At 59.4% G+C, this 17,209-nt stretch carries 15 protein-coding genes and 2 pseudogenes; 2 read left to right on the forward strand and 15 right to left on the reverse strand.

The genetic code is table 11. The annotated features are described in order from the left end of the window. Window positions 1–120: 120 nt before the first annotated feature. From ACI5GA_RS08295 to ACI5GA_RS08345, 11 genes and pseudogenes are all read right to left on the reverse strand, one after another. The gene (locus ACI5GA_RS08295; RefSeq protein ID WP_404640481.1) at window positions 121–813 is read right to left on the reverse strand and encodes an SPOR domain-containing protein; all 693 of its coding nucleotides are present in this window, start codon (window positions 811–813) and stop codon (window positions 121–123) included. Next, window positions 797–2,103, reverse strand: a pseudogene (gene folC, locus ACI5GA_RS08300) (bifunctional tetrahydrofolate synthase/dihydrofolate synthase). Before folC ends, ACI5GA_RS08295 begins: the two are co-directional and overlap by 17 nt. Then, window positions 2,100–3,020: an acetyl-CoA carboxylase, carboxyltransferase subunit beta gene (gene accD, locus ACI5GA_RS08305; protein WP_404640480.1), complete on the reverse strand. Its 921-nt coding sequence runs from the start codon at window positions 3,018–3,020 to the stop codon at window positions 2,100–2,102. The pseudogene folC and the gene accD overlap by 4 nt, the downstream one beginning before the upstream one ends. Window positions 3,021–3,314: 294 nt before the next feature. Next, the gene (locus ACI5GA_RS08310) at window positions 3,315–3,935 is read right to left on the reverse strand and encodes a phosphoribosylanthranilate isomerase (protein WP_421422489.1); all 621 of its coding nucleotides are present in this window, start codon (window positions 3,933–3,935) and stop codon (window positions 3,315–3,317) included. 59 nt (window positions 3,936–3,994) lie between these two features. Further along, window positions 3,995–4,819, reverse strand: coding sequence for a tRNA pseudouridine(38-40) synthase TruA (gene truA, locus ACI5GA_RS08315; protein ID WP_404640488.1), 825 nt, complete (start codon window positions 4,817–4,819; stop codon window positions 3,995–3,997). A gap of 236 nt (window positions 4,820–5,055) precedes the next feature. Beyond that, on the reverse strand, window positions 5,056–7,848 hold the full coding sequence (locus ACI5GA_RS08320; protein WP_421422490.1) for a FimV/HubP family polar landmark protein: 2,793 nt from the start codon (window positions 7,846–7,848) through the stop codon (window positions 5,056–5,058). Between the two features lie 116 nt (window positions 7,849–7,964). Next, complete coding sequence (locus tag ACI5GA_RS08325; RefSeq protein WP_421422491.1) at window positions 7,965–8,975, reverse strand: aspartate-semialdehyde dehydrogenase; 1,011 nt, start codon at window positions 8,973–8,975, stop codon at window positions 7,965–7,967. A gap of 89 nt (window positions 8,976–9,064) precedes the next feature. Continuing rightward, entirely contained in the window at window positions 9,065–9,628 is a 564-nt protein-coding gene (locus tag ACI5GA_RS08330; RefSeq protein WP_421422492.1) for a DUF1285 domain-containing protein, read from the reverse strand. A 10-nt stretch (window positions 9,629–9,638) separates the two neighbouring features. Next, the gene (locus tag ACI5GA_RS08335) at window positions 9,639–10,244 is read right to left on the reverse strand and encodes a DUF4823 domain-containing protein (RefSeq protein ID WP_404640473.1); all 606 of its coding nucleotides are present in this window, start codon (window positions 10,242–10,244) and stop codon (window positions 9,639–9,641) included. A 280-nt stretch (window positions 10,245–10,524) separates the two neighbouring features. Further along, on the reverse strand, window positions 10,525–11,493 hold the full coding sequence (locus ACI5GA_RS08340) for a GTP 3',8-cyclase MoaA (RefSeq protein WP_421422493.1): 969 nt from the start codon (window positions 11,491–11,493) through the stop codon (window positions 10,525–10,527). Between the two features lie 145 nt (window positions 11,494–11,638). Then, window positions 11,639–12,295 carry a TetR/AcrR family transcriptional regulator gene (locus tag ACI5GA_RS08345; RefSeq protein WP_404640469.1) on the reverse strand — a complete coding sequence of 219 codons (657 nt, stop codon included), beginning with the start codon at window positions 12,293–12,295 and terminating at the stop codon, window positions 11,639–11,641. Window positions 12,296–12,371: 76 nt separating this feature from the next. Here ACI5GA_RS08345 and ACI5GA_RS08350 point away from each other — a divergent pair, with 76 nt between their 5' ends. After that, window positions 12,372–13,505: an aminotransferase class V-fold PLP-dependent enzyme gene (locus ACI5GA_RS08350; RefSeq protein ID WP_421422494.1), complete on the forward strand. Its 1,134-nt coding sequence runs from the start codon at window positions 12,372–12,374 to the stop codon at window positions 13,503–13,505. Between the two features lie 228 nt (window positions 13,506–13,733). Here the strand turns inward: ACI5GA_RS08350 and ACI5GA_RS08355 are convergent, their stop codons facing one another. The 4 genes and pseudogenes from ACI5GA_RS08355 to ACI5GA_RS08370 form a co-directional block, all read right to left on the reverse strand. Then, window positions 13,734–14,522 (reverse strand): TatD family hydrolase, encoded by a 789-nt coding sequence (locus ACI5GA_RS08355; protein ID WP_404640465.1) that lies wholly within the window; start codon window positions 14,520–14,522, stop codon window positions 13,734–13,736. A 15-nt stretch (window positions 14,523–14,537) separates the two neighbouring features. Beyond that, entirely contained in the window at window positions 14,538–14,894 is a 357-nt protein-coding gene (locus ACI5GA_RS08360; protein WP_037011754.1) for a PilZ domain-containing protein, read from the reverse strand. A gap of 39 nt (window positions 14,895–14,933) precedes the next feature. After that, window positions 14,934–15,920: a DNA polymerase III subunit delta' gene (locus ACI5GA_RS08365; protein ID WP_404640463.1), complete on the reverse strand. Its 987-nt coding sequence runs from the start codon at window positions 15,918–15,920 to the stop codon at window positions 14,934–14,936. Continuing rightward, window positions 15,913–16,272 (reverse strand): annotated as a pseudogene (locus ACI5GA_RS08370) (dTMP kinase); the annotation flags it as partial. The gene ACI5GA_RS08365 and the pseudogene ACI5GA_RS08370, both read right to left, overlap by 8 nt. A gap of 107 nt (window positions 16,273–16,379) precedes the next feature. Between ACI5GA_RS08370 and ACI5GA_RS08375 the strand changes: the two are divergent. After that, window positions 16,380–17,198, forward strand: coding sequence for a deoxynucleotide monophosphate kinase (locus ACI5GA_RS08375; RefSeq protein WP_421422496.1), 819 nt, complete (start codon window positions 16,380–16,382; stop codon window positions 17,196–17,198). Window positions 17,199–17,209 lie beyond the last annotated feature (11 nt).

The raw sequence follows: 17,209 nt of genomic DNA on the forward strand, positions 1-17,209 counted from the left end.
GTAGCAGTCCGGCTTGCCGACGGTGACGCCCTTGAAATCGCTGCCGCCGCCAAGCCGGACCGCTACGAGGATCGTAACGCGCTGCGCGTCAAAACGACGCGCAGCGCGAGAGGAATCAGGCTACTTACGCTCCGGCTGGAAACGCACCACGATGCCGTTGAGCTTCTGCTGCTTGTTGAGCTGGTCACGCAGACGGTCCGCTTCTGCACGCTCGATCAATGGCCCGACGAATACGCGATTCACACCGTCGGCCGTGCGGATGTAGGCGTTGTAGCCCTGAGTACGCAAGGCTTTCTGCAGGTTATCGGCGTTGGCCCGGTTGGACAGGCTGGCCACTTGCACGGCCCAGGTGATCGACAAACCATTGGCATCGACCCGATTGGTGTCAGCAGCCAAAGGCGCTGGCGATGCGGCCGGGGCAGCAGGTGCGGGCGCAGGAGCCGCAGGTTTGGGCGGCAGCGGAACCGGAGTGGTTTTCATCTGTGGTGCTGCGGTCGCAGGTTTAGCCGGGGCAGGCGCGGGTGCGATCGGCATCGATGGCGGTTGCTGGCTCGCAGGCGGCTGGACAGGCTGGGTGATCTCTTCGTCGGACGGCACCGGCTCCTGTGGCAGCGGTTGCTGCTCAGGCACCGCGACCGGCTCGACCTTGACCGGCGCAACGGCAGGCGCCTGCGGGGCAGCCGGTGCATCCACCTGCACATGGCGAGCCTCATCCTGACGCGAAAACAACATGGGCAGGAAAATCACCGCAATGGCGATCAGCACCAAAGCACCTACCATGCGCTGCTTGTACGCCCTATCCAGCAAAGCCATGTGTCACTTCCTCCGTGACGCGTCTGCCAGCCATTCCAGGGCCTCGGCGACGCAATAAAAAGACCCGAACAGGACGATCTCGTCGTCCGTTGTTGCCTGCGCGCATTGCGCCTCAAGGGCCTGCGCGACGCTGGAGTAGGACGCTACCGTGGCGCCAAGGTTCTGCAACGCGCCCGCAATTTCCTGCGCCGAGCGACTGCGCGACGTTGGCAACGGTGTCACCGCCCACTGATCGAAGCAGCCGGTCAGCTCAGTCAGCACACCGTCAAGGTCCTTGTCGCTGAGCAAGCCGAACACGGCCAGACGCTTGCCCACCACAGGGCGTTGACTCAGACGCTCAGCCAGGAAGACCGCAGCGTGAGGGTTGTGACCGACGTCGAGCAGCAGGTGCAGTGCCTTGCCTTGCCATTCGAACGTTCGACGATCCAGCCGCCCCGTCACACGAGCGCTTGCCAACGCAGCGCGAACCGATGACGCCTGCCATGGCAGCCCTGACAGCAAAAACGCCTGGAGCGCCAGCGCTGCGTTCTGCATCGGCAGATCAAGAAGCGGCAGATCGTGCAATTCAACCCGCTGACCATTGCCATCGGTACCGAACCAGTTCCAGCCCGCTGCACCGACAGACACGTCAAAGTCGCGACCGCGCAAAGACAGCGGGCAGTTCAGGGCCTGCGCCTGATCCAGCAACGACTGCGGGGGATCGAGATCACCACAAAGAGCAGGACGCCCTTCACGAAAAATACCGGCCTTTTCAAACGCTACGGATTCACGGGTATTGCCCAGCCACTCGGCGTGATCGACGCCAATGCTGGTGACCAGCGCCATGTCGGCGTCGATCAGGTTTACCGCGTCCAGACGCCCGCCCAACCCGACTTCCAGCACGACAGCATCCAGCGCCGCCTGCTCGAACAACCAGAATGCCGCAAGAGTGCCCATTTCGAAGTAGGTCAAGGAAATGTCGCCGCGCGCCTTCTCGACCACTTCAAAGGCTGCGCACAACTGTTCGTCCGTGGCCTCCACGCCCTGCAACTGCACCCGCTCGTTGTAACGTACAAGATGCGGCGAACTGTAAACGCCGACCTTGAGGCCCTGCACTTGCAGCAACGAAGCCAGAAACGCACAGGTCGAGCCCTTGCCGTTGGTGCCGGTTACTGTAATGACGCGGGGCGCCGGACGATTCAGCCCCAGTTGCAGGGCAACCTGGCGCGATCGGTCCAGCCCCATGTCGATGGCGGAAGGATGCAGTTGCTCCAGGTAGCTGAGCCAGTCGCTCAGAGAGCGTGAGGTCATACGTTCGCCGGAGCCGGTGGAACCACGACCGGTTCAAGTTTCGGCGCAACGAATTTCGGCGTCGGCAGGTTCATCATCTGGGCCAGCAGGTTACCCAGACGCGGACGCAACTCGCCGCGAGGGATGATCATGTCGATGGCGCCATGATCCAGCAGAAATTCGCTGCGCTGGAAGCCTTCCGGCAGCTTTTCACGAACGGTTTGTTCGATCACGCGAGGACCGGCAAAGCCGACCAGCGCTTTAGGCTCAGCAACGATCACGTCACCCAACATGGCCAGACTGGCCGAAACCCCCCCGTAGACCGGATCGGTCAGAACGGAGATGAACGGCAGACCTTCTTCACGCAGACGCGCCAGTACCGCCGAGGTCTTGGCCATCTGCATCAGGGAAATCAGGGCTTCCTGCATCCGCGCGCCACCGGAAGCGGCGAAGCAGACCATCGGGCAGCGTTTCTCCAGCGCGTAGTTGGCAGCCTGTACGAATCGCTCACCTACGATGGCCCCCATCGAACCGCCCATGAAGGAGAATTCGAAGGCACTGCACACGACCGGCATGCCCAGCAGGGTGCCGCTCATGGAAATCAGGGCGTCTTTTTCGCCCGTCTGCTTCTGGGCAGCGGTCAGACGATCCTTGTATTTCTTGCTGTCGCGGAATTTCAGGCGGTCAACCGGCTCCAGATCAGCGCCGATTTCCTGACGGCCTTCGGCATCCAAGAAGATGTCCAGCCGCGCACGCGCATCGATGCGCATGTGGTGATTACACTTCGGGCAGACGTCCAGGGTCTTTTCCAGCTCCGGACGATACAGCACCGCCTCACAGGACGGGCACTTGTGCCACAAGCCTTCAGGTACCGAGCTTTTCTTGACCTCGGAACGCATGATCGAAGGGATCAGTTTGTCTACCAACCAGTTGCTCATGCTTTCTCTCTCCAGTACCGGTGGCGTGAACGCAATGGCCAAGATTGCCATGCGCATGCCCTTAAACCCAATTCATGTGCGGCATCGCAGAAGCCCTGCAACGATCGACGCCAGCGCCTGACCTGCTGCAACGCTGCTCTGCCGATACCGCGCGTGTCCTGCAGCGAGACGTTCATACGTCTTCGCCTGTTCAATTTTGGCGGTCTACCTGCCGTAATTCCGTAGCCGCAGGCTAGTGGACGGCGACCGCTTGTCTGCCGTCACATCGACGGCCCATCCGGCTGCAAAAAACGCTTATGTCCCGTGGACTGCACTCATGAAGGCGCGAATCTTGTCGTGATCCTTGAGGCCCTTGGCCCGCTCTACCCCGCCACTGACGTCCACCGCATACGGCCGCACCTGAGCGATGGCCTGCGCCACGTTGGCCGACGTCAGCCCTCCCGCAAGAATGATCGGCTTGCTGAGCTGCTTTGGAATCAGTGCCCAGTCGAAAGTTTCGCCCGTGCCGCCGGGCACCCCTGCAACATAGGTGTCGAGCAAAATGCCGCTGGCCTTGTTGTAAAGGTCACAACTGGCCGCGATGTCATCACCGGCCTGCACACGCAGCGCCTTGATCCATGGGCGATGATAGCCCTCGCATTGCTCCGGGGTTTCATCGCCATGAAACTGGATCAGGTCCAACGGCACGGTATCGAGCAATGCTTTCAGCGCTTCACGCTCGGCATTGACGAACAGGCCGACAGTGCTCACGAACGGCGGCAACTGAGCGATGATGGCCCGCGCCTGCTCCGCGGTCACGGCCCGTGGACTCTCGGGGTAAAAAACGAAACCGATGGCGTCGGCTCCTGCCTCGACAGCAGCCAACGCATCTTCTATGCAGGTAATCCCGCAGATCTTGCTGCGAACGGCTGACATGTCGTGAATACCTCAAGCCTTGCGAAAGTCCCGGATGTTAGCAAATGCAACTTCGGGCGTCAGCCGCCAAGTTCTGAGAAGCCCGTAAGAAAATGCGGCCCGATATAACGCTCCGGCAGCGGGAATTCGTCGCGGTACTCCACCTGCACCAGATACAGGCCAAACGGATGGGCGGTGACGCCTCCCGTGCGCCGGACGCGACTTTCGAGCACTTCACTGGCCCATTCGATCGGTCGCTCTCCGGCGCCGATGGTCATCAGCACGCCCGCGATATTACGCACCATATGATGCAGAAAGGCGTTGGCGCGAATGTCGATGACAATCATTTTGCCGTGACGAGTCACGCGCAGGTGATGGATCTGCTTGATCGGCGATTTCGCCTGGCACTGCCCGGCACGAAACGCGCTGAAATCATGTGTGCCTACCAGATATTCCGCGGCCAGCGCCATGCGCTCGACGTCCAGCGGCCGATGATTCCAGGTGATTTCCTGCCCCAAGTGGGCAGGGCGAATCTGATCGTTGTAGATCACGTAACGGTAGCGACGGGCGATAGCCTTGAAGCGGGCGTGAAAGTGCGCGGGCATCTCCTGGGCCCAGGTCACGCTGACGTCGTGAGGCAAATTGATATTGGCGCCCATGGTCCAGGCTTTCATGCTGCGCACGGCCTGGGTGTCGAAATGGACCACTTGTCCACAGGCATGCACACCCGCGTCGGTACGCCCGGCGCACATCAGCGAAACCGGTGAGTCGGCCACTTTCGACAGAGCGTTTTCGAGAGTCTCCTGAACAGTCAGCACACCCGTAGACTGGCGCTGCCAACCGCTGTAACGGGAGCCTTTGTACTCCACGCCCAGTGCGATTCTGAAAAAACCTTCGGCGGCCATTTCGGCGGCCGCTGTCTCTGCCTCGGTGTTCATGATTGCCAACTGCTTAAAGCCTGTGGATGCGCGCAAGGGCGGCCATTATACGGATGACGGGAAAAGACGCCATTGGCAGTGGTCAGCACGCTGCGGAACGGCCGGAACTCTGCGCCCGCCAGGTGCAATACTGCACGCCGCGCATGAACACACCAACGAAAACGACCGCCGAAGCGGTCGTTTTCCAAGTCACAAGGAGCGGATCAAGCCAGACGCGACAACATCTCCCGCGCCTCGCTTTTCTGGCCGTCATCACCTTCGGCCACCACCTCATCGAGAATGTCGCGGGCGCCGTCGGCGTCACCCATTTCGATGTAGGCCCGCGCCAGGTCCAGCTTGGTCGCAGCCTCGTCGGTGCCCGACAGGAAGTCGAATTCCGGCTCGTTGTCATCCGCCAACAGCGCATCGTCTTCACCAAAGGCCGCGTCATCGAACGGCTTGGCGATCGGTGGCTGTTCCAGACTTTGCGACAGACGCTCCAGCTCGGCATTGACGTCATCGATTTCAGAGGCGAATGCCTTGGATGCCGGGTCGCTCTCCATTTCATCGGCCAGCGACAGGTCGAAATCGGCAGGCAGTTCAAGCTCGTCATCCAGCCCCGACGTGCTTGCACCCAGATCTGCAGTATCTTCGAAAGGCGGCAGCTCGCCCAGTTCGTCCTTCATGCCCAGCAACGCATCATCTTCTGCCTTGAGGGCAGGTTCGTCCTCGGCCAGATTCAGATCGAAATCTTCCAGATTGTCGGGCGCCGCCGGCTGAGATTCGGTGTGCTCACGCAAAATGGCATCGAAGTCCAGGTCATCCGGCGTAGAACCGCCGAACGGCGCATCGAGATCCAGATCATCAAGCCCTGCATCGGCGACCGGCGCGCTGTGATCTCTTACTTCAGCAGGAGACGCCGCTTCCAGATCGTCCAGGCTCAGGTCGAATGCGGTATCGAAGTCATCCGGCACTGCTGCAACAGGTTCCGCAGCCGGTTCAGGCTCAACGAAAGGCTCAGGTGCGTGCGCCACCTCAGGCTCACTCTTGTCGGTCAGCAGATCCTCGACGTATCTGGCGTCCATTTCTGCCGCCAGCGCCGCAGCCGCCGCCACACCCGCAGCTGCAGCAGCCGCCGCGGCCATGGAGGGGTAACGCGCCTTCAGTTGTTCGACTTCAGCGTGATTCTTGCCCGTGGCAATCAGTTGACGCTCCTGAGCAACGAAACCGTCCTTGTTGTCTTGCTGGGCGTAGATTTCCATCAGCTTGAGGCGCAGCTCAGGACGCTGCGGCTCTTCTTTGATGGCCTCTTCCAGCAGTGCTGCTGCCTGATTCGTACGGCCATAAGCAATGTGAATTTCAGCCTGCACCAATACATCGGTCGGACGTTCGCGGGTCGGCTCAATGATGACGGCCGCCAGCGGTGCCGGCTTTACCGCAGGAGGAGGAACCTCCAGACCCTCGAAACTGCTTTCGGGCATGTTCATGTCAGCGGCGAAATCAGACTCTTCCGACAGTGCACGCGCCATTTGCCGGTGTCTTTCGGCTTCGAGGATCGCGTTACGGCGACGGACCAGCAGCAATACCAGCAACAGCAGAACCAGAACGGCCGCACCGCCAATCAGCCCCAATAGCATCGGGCTGGCGAGAATCTTGTCCAGCGCGCTCTGATTGTCCGGTTTCGCTGCGTCAGGCTGTACGGCCAGTGGCTGATCCGGCGTCGCTCCGGTCACGTTGGCGCCTTCGACCGGCAATGCGTCTTCCGGCGCAATTTCATTTGGCGGCTTGCCCGCGCTGTCAGGCGCTGGCGGAACGATCTGTGCCGACATCGGGTTGGCGGCATTGTTCGGGTTGGTCGCGCTGTTCGGGCTGACGGTGCCGTTGGCATCGCCTGCTGGTGGTGGCACAGCTGCACCGGCAGCCTGCATCTTCGCCAGTTGATCGTTCTTCAGCTCGATCAGACGTTGCAGTTTGTCGAGTTGACTCTGCAGATCGCCCATGCGGCTTTTCAGCTCGGCGTTATCACGACGGGTGCTGTCGAGGCTTTCCTGGGCCACGGCCAGTTTATTGGCAAGATCTGCGTCGCCCGCCGCGCCTTTGGCGCCTGGCTTGGCATTCGCCGCGACGAGGCTCAGGTTGTCTTTCGCTTCGATCTGGGAAGGTGCGGCACCCGCCCGCTCGCGACGGGTGGCGTCGACCTGACGCGCTCCGGCCGGCAAACGACGGCCGTCGCGCCAGGCGCGATTCTGTTCTGCGACCTCAGCAAGCGCACGGGGCTGGGGCGTGGCAGTCGCTTCTTGCGGCGTGGGAAGGCGCAGGACCTGCCCCTTCTTCAAGCGATTGATATTGCCCGCAATGAACGCGTCAGGGTTGAGTGCTTGAATCGCCAGCATGGTCTGCTGAACCGTACCGCCATTGCGCACCCGCTCAGCTATTTCCCACAACGTGTCGTTGTTGGCGGTGGTGTATTGAGTGTACTTCGGCTCCGCGGGCGCTGCGGGAACAGGGGCGGGAGCGGCCGGTGGCGGCGTTTGCGCGGCAGGCGCTTGTGCAGGCGCCAAAGCAGGAGCCGTGGACGGCAATTGCGCAGTGGCGGCAGCAGCGGCCTGAGGCGAAGCTTTTGGCGGGTCGAGCAGCAGGCTGTATTCACGCAGCGCACGGCCGTTCGGCCAAAGCACTTGCACAAGAAACTTCACGTAAGGGTCACGGATGGGCTTGGTCGAGGTGATACGCAGCACGCTCTTGCCACCGGGATTGACCACCGGCGTGAAGACCAGATCGTCGAGAATCGCCATGCGACCGACGCCTGCCTGCGCGAACTCGGCGGACGTCGCCAGACTCGGCACCACCTGCGCGGAATTCAGGTCCTGCACCTGCGTGAGTTCGATTTCAGCCAGCAGTGGCTGATTCAGGCTCGACTTGACGGTCAAACCACCGAGGCCGAGCGCATGTGCCATCCCCGATGACAACGCCGAAGCTGCTGCGATTGCTAAAACCAGTTTACGAACCTGAACCATAGCCCATCCCTTGTTTAAAATTTCCCCGGCGACCGAGAAGATAAAGCCTGCTAGGGCGTAGGGCGTTTCGACACGCCACAGCTAGAATGATTCTTTGAATTGTTGGCAAGTATCTTTTACGCAACATCTTTTATCAACAATTCAGCGACCTGCACCGCGTTGAGCGCCGCGCCCTTGCGCGCATTGTCCGATGTCACCCAGAAATTGAGTTCGCAGGCGTCGTCGATTCCCCCGCGTAAACGTCCTACATAGACCGCGTCCTGACCGACCGCATCGCCCACTGGCGTCGGATAATCTCCCGCGTCGACCAGATCGATGCCTTCGGCCGAATCCAGCGCAGCAGCAATGGCCGCCAGATCGAATGCAGCAGCGGTCTGCACTGACACGCTCAGGCTATCGCCGAAGAATACCGGGACTTGAATGCAACTGACGCCGACCTTGATTAAAGGCAGCGACAGCAACTCGCGCAACTCGCTGACCATACGTTTTTCAAGTGGCACATGGCCTTGCGCGTCTGGGGCGCCCACTTGCGCCAGCACGTTGAATGCCATTTGCCGGTCAAACACACGAGGTTCCAGTGGGCGCATATTGAGCAGCTCTGCGGTTTGCCGGGCCAGTTCGCTCACGCCCTCACGCCCCTGACTGGAAACGGCCAGACACGCCGTGACACTCACACGCTGTACGTCCAATAGGCCGCGCAGCGGACCGAGCACCATCGCCAGCGCCGTCGCTCCCGAACTGGGGCACGCTACCTGGAAGGGCTTACTCAAGCGGGTCAGCAGGTCGCCGTTCACTTCGGGAACGATATTCGGGGCCTGCTCAACCGGCAAGCCACCCGACAGATCGATCACGGCACACCCCGTTGCCGTCGCGCGAGGTGCAAAGCTGCGGGTCACTGCGGGACCTGCGGCAAAAAACGCAATCTGGACTTTGCCGAAATCAAACGCATCCACCTCTCGCACACGCACGTTCTTGCCGCGGTAGGCGACCGAGCTGCCTGCGGACTCCGCGCTGGCCAACAGGTGCAACGCCCCCACCGGGAAGTCGCGCTCTTCGAGGATCTGGACGATGGTTTCGCCAACGGTACCGGTGGCGCCAATTACGGCGATATCAAAGGACTGGCCCATGGAAAAACCTCAGAAAATTCGGGGGGCGGCACTTTAACCGCGAGATGAGAGCCAGGCAAATGAGCTGACGAAAACCAGCTGTGCTTCGGTCAAGGCTCAAGACCGATGGCAAAGAACTCGCCATGACTCCAGACGCCAAGCCAGCGCTGCCCATCCATTTCCCGGACCACCACCAACTCGACGAGTTGATAGAAGACATTGCGATGAATCAACGCTTCCAAGTTGCTGCGCACATGCACGTAAGGCGCGGGCTCTTGGGTTTGCGGGTCAACACTGACGCGCAGGGGATGCTCGGCGCTTGCCTCGATCACATCATCGACGTTAGTGGTGAAACGCAGAACCTGTGACTCACCCTCACCTTCGACGTCCAGCAACACCGCAACGAAGGGCGCATCGTCCACGGTGATGCCAACCTTCTCGACCGGCGTGATCAGAAAGTAATCATCACCGTCCCGGCGAATGATGGTGGAAAACAGACGCACCATGGGCTTGCGACCGATGGGCGTCCCCAGATAGAACCAGGTGCCATCACGGGCGATACGCATGTCGATATCGCCGCAGAAATCAGGGTTCCAAAGGTGCACGGGTGGCAAACCCTTGCCGGTCTTGGGAAGTTGCGCCAATAGATCGTTGGCTTTGCCCGGACCACTCATACGCTGCTCCTCAGCGGGCTTCGACGCCCAACAGACTACGAGCGTAATCCTCCATCGGCGGGCCGAGCAAATCTTCAGGCTTGGTGTTGTACAGCGTCAGCAGGCCGCCGCGCATATGAATGCGCGCTGAATCGATGAGATAGCGGGTATTGGTTTCGATCAGCATCAACTGAATCACACCGTTATCGATGCCGAGCCGGTCAACAGCCTCCTGATCCGACCACTCATCGAAGTTGCCAATCCGGTCGTCCGCTCGGGCGAACCGGGTGTACAGCAGATAGTGCGCTCCCGCCGCGCGGGCCTCGTTCATCGCTTCATCCAGCCCTTCCGCTGCACGGGCGCGACGCACCATCGGGAAGTATTCGATGAAGCCATTGAAGGCTTCTTCTGCCACGACGTTTGTCCGCGGGTATGCTCCGCCTGGCGGCACGAAGGCGCCTTGCGCGATATAAATGAAGGAGTCTGGTTGCAGACGGAAATTGTTGATCCGGCGCGTCGAGCTGTGATCCAGCAGACCGGCATCACTGAGCTCATCATGAGCGCCCTGTGCCAGATCGCTGACGTGCATGCAGCCGCTCAGTGCCAAAAACGTCAGCAGTAAAACCAGGCTACGCATTACTTCCTCCAAAATCCGGCGACGGAAAACCGGCGAATGGCCGGGTAATGCAGCTTTTGCGCCAGCTCAGCAGGAATTCACGCAGTTGCATTACAGGTGGGAGCTTCTATGTTGGCCGGACTGCCGCATTCGCCGCCAAGGCGGCTCCCACAGGTTCAGCATCTAATACAAAATTGGATTCGGTACGATCTTTGTGGGAGCCGGCTCGGTGGCGAATGCGGCAGTCCGGCCAACATCATTTCCCACTGGTATCTCCCACGTTCTTTCGGATAAACCGGGCTCACCCACCAATAATCTTCATCACCGTCGCCCCGCCGGAGAACGCCAGCGACTGTTTGTCTCCCAGCGCTTTGATCAACAGCCGTTGCAGCGCAGGCAAAGCGTGATGGCGAGGTTTGTCGAACAGGTCGCCGACGTAATGGCGATTGCTGGAAGACAGGCATCCGTGCAGCCAACCCGTGGAAGACAGACGCAGGCGGGAGCATGTCCGGCAGAATGGCACGCTCTCGTTGGCGATCACACCAAAGTGTCCCTTGCCGGGAATGCGATAACGCACCGCTGTGGCATCCACCGGCGCGTCGGCCTGCTGATACTCATAGCGCTCACCAATCAGCGCGAGCAACTGTTCAAGACTGACGAACTGTTGAAGAAAGCCGTTGTGATCGCTCGCCAGATGCCCCATGCGCATCAACTCGATGAAACGCAGCTCATAACCCCGCTCAAGGCAGTAATCGAGCAACGGCATGACTTGATCCAGATTACTGCCCCGCAGCGGCACCATGTTGACTTTGATTGCAATGCCCGCCGCCCTCGCCTGCTCCATGCCATCAAGCACGGTGGCCAGATCACCACCACGGGCAATGGCCCGGAACGCGGCGGGATCGAGAGTATCCAGTGAGACGTTGAGGCGGCGAATGCCTGCGTCGAGCAGGATTGGCAATTTGCGCGCGAGTAACTGGCCATTGGTGGTCAAACTGACGTCCGACAGACCCATTCGGCCGATTTGCCCCAAGAAATGCTCCAGACGCGGACTCACCAACGGCTCGCCACCAGTGATGCGCAGCCGCTCGATGCCCGCCGCTTCGATCAGGTATTCCACGCCTCGCGCCATGGCCTCGGCAGACAACTCATGCTGCGCAGCCACTAGCCGCTTGCCATCCGGCACGCAATAGGTACACGCGTAATTGCAGGCAGACGTCAGACTGATTCGCAAGTTGCGAAAACGTCGGCCCTGGCGATCAACGATCATGGAAAACTCCGGAAAGTGGTGCAGCGCGCAAAAGCTGACTCATAAATCAACTTTTGACAAGCGTCATTCCGGGCAAAGGTCGGGAAGATATGGCAGACGCCGGATACAGCGTCTGCCATGGAGACATCACGTCAGGAAGCTCGCCTCAGGTCGTGGCAGGCTTGAGGTCATGACCGGTTTCGGGGTCACGCTTGCGCTTGTTGCCCATGCGCACGCCGATGTCCATCAGGAACTGGAAAAAGCCTTCCTGATCTTCCAGCACGTTGCTCCAGAACGGCGAGTGATACAGCGCCACGGCGCCGTGCACCAGCGCCCAGGCCGCGCAGTAATGAAAGTAAGGCGGGACGTCTTCGAGCTTGCCCTCGGAGATGCGGCCTTTGATCAGCAGCGTCAGGTGTTCGAAGTTGGAGGCACGGATCTTGTGCAACTGCTCGACCATCTCGGGCACCTGATTGCCCTTGACCACTTTCTCTTCCAACCGATCGAACAGGCGATAACGCTGCGGATCGCGCATCCGGAATTCGAAGTAGGCGCGGGACAGCGCCTCCTTGTCCTTGTCGACGTCGGCAGAGTGCAGCAACTCGTTCAAATCGCGCTCGTAGTCGAGCATCAGGCGCAGGTAGATCTCCGCCTTCGACTTGAAATGCTTGTAAATCGTGCCTTTGCCAATACCCACGGCATCAGCAATCATCTCGACAGTGACACTGTCTTCACCCTGTTCGAGAAACAGCTTTAACGCGGTATCGAGAATTTCTTGCTCACGGCGCCGAAACTCACGGACCTTACGAGGTTCTTTCTGCATAGGAAGAGGCTGTGGAGTCAAAATCGAAGCCGCACATTATGCCTAAATGGCGGGAAATTGCACGGATCATCCGACCATGTCCACGTTTCAAGAAGAGTTCGCGCAAGCGACCGATTTGCGTTATCTCAACCATGCAGCCGTCGGTCCCTGGCCGAAACGCACGGCGATCGCCATCCAGAATTTCGCCGAAGAGAACGTTTTACGGGGCGCGCGGGACTATCCGGACTGGATGAAGGTCGAGCAACGCCTTCGCGGACGACTGGCCCGCCTGATGAACGCTCCGTCGACGGATGACATCGCACTGGTCAAAAACACCTCGGAAGCCCTGTCATTTGTCGCTTTTGGCCTCGACTGGAAAAGCGGCGACAACGTGGTCATCAGCGATGAGGAATTTCCTTCCAATCGCGTCGTCTGGGAAGCGCTCAAGCCCCAAGGCGTCGAGGTGATTCAAGTCAGCCTCAAAGGCAACGACCCGGAGGGCGCGTTGCTCGCCGCTTGCGATCCTCGCACGCGCTTGCTGTCCATCAGTTCGGTGCAGTTCGCTACAGGAACACGACTGGACATCGAACGCCTTGGGCACGGCTGCAAACAACGGCATGTGCTGTTTTGCATCGACGCCATTCAACACATCGGCGCCCTGCCCTTCGACGTGCAGGCCAGCCAGTGCGACTTCGCGATGGCGGACGGCCATAAATGGATGTGCAGCCCGGAAGGGCTCGGGGTGTTTTACTGCCGGGCCGAGCTGCGACCGCAATTGAAACTCCACGAATTCGGCTGGCACATGCTGGAGCACTCCGGTGATTACGGGCGCAACGAGTGGCAACCTGCGGCCAGCGCGCAGCGTTTCGAATGCGGCAGCCCCAACACCCTCGGCGCCATGGCGCTGGATGCGAGCCTCTCGCTATTGGAGGAAGTGGGCATGGACGCTGTCGGAAAAGCCGTTATCGAACGGGTGACATGGCTGGAACAGGGGCTCAGCACGATCACCGGCGTGCGGTTGCATTCATCCGGAGAAACGGCACGGCGATCGGGCATTTTCACCTTCAGTCTGGATGGCAAGCCGTCAGCACAAGTCTGGCAGCAGTTGATGCAACAGCAGGTGGTGTGTTTGCCACGGGGGCCAGGCATCCGCTTTTCGCCACATTTCTATACGCAATCGCGGGTGATCGAGGAGACATTGGCCATCGTCAGCGCGATTGCCAAGCATTGAGGTATCAGCAGCAGACTGGGTATTCCAAAACTGTTTAAAAAACGTACAACCGTGTGCTGGACGCCCGTGGAATATGACCAATACTGAATCTGTCGGTGCGGCATCTCCCCCAAGTGCCAGCATCGGTAAAGGCACCAATGGATAGCGTGTCTTTGTTTTACTCCTAATGGTCTTAACCCGGATTCACCCCCCAGAACCCGGGTTTTTTTTGCCCGCGATTTGGCGCGCTCAGGCAGCCTTGACCCGGGCCAGCGGAAACAGGCGCTTGAAGTTCTCGGTGGTCTGCTGCGAGAAACGCTCAAAACTCTCCCCTCGCAGCATCGCCAGAAATTCCGCCACTTCCCGCACGTATTGCGGCAGGTTCGGTTTGCCGCGATAGGGAATCGGCGCCAGGTACGGCGAGTCGGTCTCGACCAGCAAGCGATCGGCGGGCACTTTGCTCGCGACATCACGCAGGGCGTCGGCATTGCGGAACGTGACGATCCCTGAAAGGGAAATGTAAAAGCCCAGGTCCAACGCCGCCTTGGCCATGTCCCAGTCTTCAGTGAAACAGTGCAACACCCCTGCCTGAGGCAACGCGGCTTCACGCAGCAGTTCCAACGTGTCGGCACGCGCGCCTCGCGTGTGGACGATCACCGGTTTGCCAGTGGCGTTGGCGGCTTGCAGATGCAGGCGAAATGACGCCTGTTGCAGTTCGGCCGCTTCAGGCTCGTAGTGGTAATCCAGCCCCGTTTCGCCAATGGCCACGACACGCGGATGGTTCAGTTCGTCAAGCAGCCACTCCAGCGCAGGTTCCTCACCCGGTTTGATGTCGAGTGGATGGATGCCGACCGAACAGTCGACGTCGTCATAGCGCTCTGCCAGCGCTTTTACGTTGGCAGCGTTGTCGGCACTGACACCGATACACAGAAAATGGCCAACGCCTCGCCCTCGCGCTGCGTCCAGCGCATTATCCAGGGAGCCGTCGTGTTGAGCGAGATCGAGACGATCGAGGTGGCAGTGGGAATCTACAAGCATGGGAATCGCAATGAATTACATCGTGTGGGTAGGACGGTCGGACTTCAAAGCACCGGCCAGATAATTTTCAATCATGTTACGGGCCGTGTTGTCGCCGTCGTTGAACTGCACACCGACGCCAGCCGCGCGGTTACCTTGGGCACCTTTCGGGGTGATCCAGGTCACTTTGCCCGCCACCGGAATCTTTTCCGGCTCGTCCATCAGGTTTAGCAGCATGAACACCTCATCCCCCAGCTTGTAGCTTTTGCTGGTGGGGATGAACAGCCCGCCATTCTTGATGAACGGCATGTACGCGGCGTACAGGACCGATTTGTCCTTGATGGTCAGCGACAGGATGCCGTTACGCGGGCCCGGACTCAGGGGGACGCTCATCTCAACTTCCTCTGTAGATGCTGATGTCATGCGGCCAGTCTACCCCTGTCCGGTCAGAGATGCCCACTGCACCAACAAGGCTTCGAGTAATAAAACGCGGTTCAGGTTGGCCTTGGACAAGACTTTCTGACGCTGCAACAGAACCCAGTCCTGCATGGCCAGCACTTTTTGCTGGGGCGACTTCTGCGCCAGATACTGCACGACCTTGCGCATGTCGGCCAGACCCAGGCCGCTTTCGTCCTCGGTCAACTGATAGCGCAGAATCAGATTTGACCAGTCACAAAACCAGTCGAACAACAGCAACAGCGGGACTTCCTTCCAGCCTTCGGCCAGCTGCGTTGGCGATTGCTGGCCCTTGAGCAGCTTCTTCACGCCATCGACCACCAGCGCACGCTGCTCACGAATGCCCTGCGTCTGAAGCGTCACGGCTGCCAGAGGTGAGCCCGCTGCCAGGGTCAGCAGTTCAACGCGTTCCTCTTCGCTGCAATCAGGCAACGCGCTGGCAAGCCAGGCTACGCTCGTCGCTTCGCTTGGCAAGGGACAGGCCTGTTGCACGCAGCGACTCTTGATGGTCGGCAACAAACGACTCGGCTGGTGACTGACCAGCAGCAACACCGTGTCGCCTGACGGCTCCTCAAGGCTCTTCAACAAGGCGTTGGCTGCGTTGATGTTCATCGACTCCACCGGCTCGATCAGCACCACTTTGCGACCGCCCATCTGAGCGGTCTGCACCACGAAACTGACCAGATCGCGCACCTGATCGACCTTGATCGCCTTGTCGGCTTCCTCCGGCTCAAGCACATAGTTGTCAGGATGGCTGCCTGCCGCCAGCAACAAACAGGATTTGCACTCCCCACACGCCTCGAGCCCCCGAGGCTGCTGGCACAACAGCAAATGCATCAGCCGCTCCGCCAGTGCCCGCTTGCCGATCCCGGCCGGGCCATGCAACAGGTAAGCGTGCGCGTGCTGGGTGCGACCGGCCAATTGCTGCCAGAGGCTTTCCTGCCAAGGGTAGGCCTCAGCCATGCTGACGATCCGCGAGCTGTTTCAGCAGGTCTGGCAACAGCGCATCGAGAGAAGCCTGGACCTGATCCAGCGGCAACGCGGCATCCACCAGGCGATAGCGCTCAGGCGCAGCGGCGGCACGATTGAGGTAGGTGCTGCGTACGGCGTCGAAAAACGCACGCCCCTCTTGCTCGAAACGGTCCAGACGCCCCCGAGCCGAGGCGCGAGCCAGGCCAATGTCCACCGGCAGATCGAACACCAGCGTCAGGTCCGGGCGCAGGTCGCCCTGTACGAAATTTTCCAGTGCAGCGATGCGCTCGACCGACAGGCCGCGCCCCCCGCCTTGATAGGCGTAGGTTGCATCTTGTATTCGTTTCTGGTCAGAGGTAAACATACACATCTTATATGGCCCAATCATTGCATGTAAACACGATATCATGATACAATACCGTGTTAAACCATTGGAGTGCCCACCAGTAAATGCCAATCATGATCGGCCTAGCAGCCAAAGCTCGCTCCGGCAAAGACACCGTTGCAGCGATGCTGCTTGAGCATCCAGAAGTGGCAGCATACGCACTGGCTGATCCATTAAAAGAGGGTTGCCAAGCTTTGTTCGGCTTGACCGACCGCGAAACCTGGTCTGACGAAGCGAAAGAGCTAACCATCACCGACTGGGCAATGTCTCCTCGCCAGATGTTCCAGCGAGCTGGAACGGAATGGCTGCGCGATCATACAGCAAACCACTGGCTGATGCGTGCAGAGCGACAGCTCAACCAACCTCCCTCCTCAACCATAGATAGTTCTAAATTATATAAAGAGCTTTCTCATTCTGATGCAGCTATATGGCTTGCTGTTAAAGCGTTCTGGGGGCTGAGCGATAAACAGACTTGGGATGAATCAGAAAGATATCAAAAAGATTCTTTTTGGCGTCACAGCCCAATTGAAATGTTCTCGATCATTAGGGCGTACATTGATCGCGACCTTCCAACTTACGACCAAACCCGATCAATGCTCGTCACGTCACGCCCAATCACAACACCACCCTCCAAGCACCCGAACCTGCTGGGCAAAACGGTACTTATCATCAAAGACATCCGCTTTGAAAACGAGGCCGAATACCTTCGTTCGCATAACGGAACGATCTGGCATATCGCACGCACTTCCGCAGAGAAGGTTCATTCCCATTCCTCAGAAGCAGGAATTTCATTTAACCCTCTTGACATACATATCGATAACAACGGTACAATTGAATCGTTGCGGTTAAAAGTCGACGAAGGTTGGTCTCGATTGCGCGTATAAAGCTCAAATCA

Origin of the sequence: Pseudomonas sp. Pseu.R1 (assembly GCF_045764065.1) — a bacterium.
Taxonomy (GTDB): domain Bacteria; phylum Pseudomonadota; class Gammaproteobacteria; order Pseudomonadales; family Pseudomonadaceae; genus Aquipseudomonas.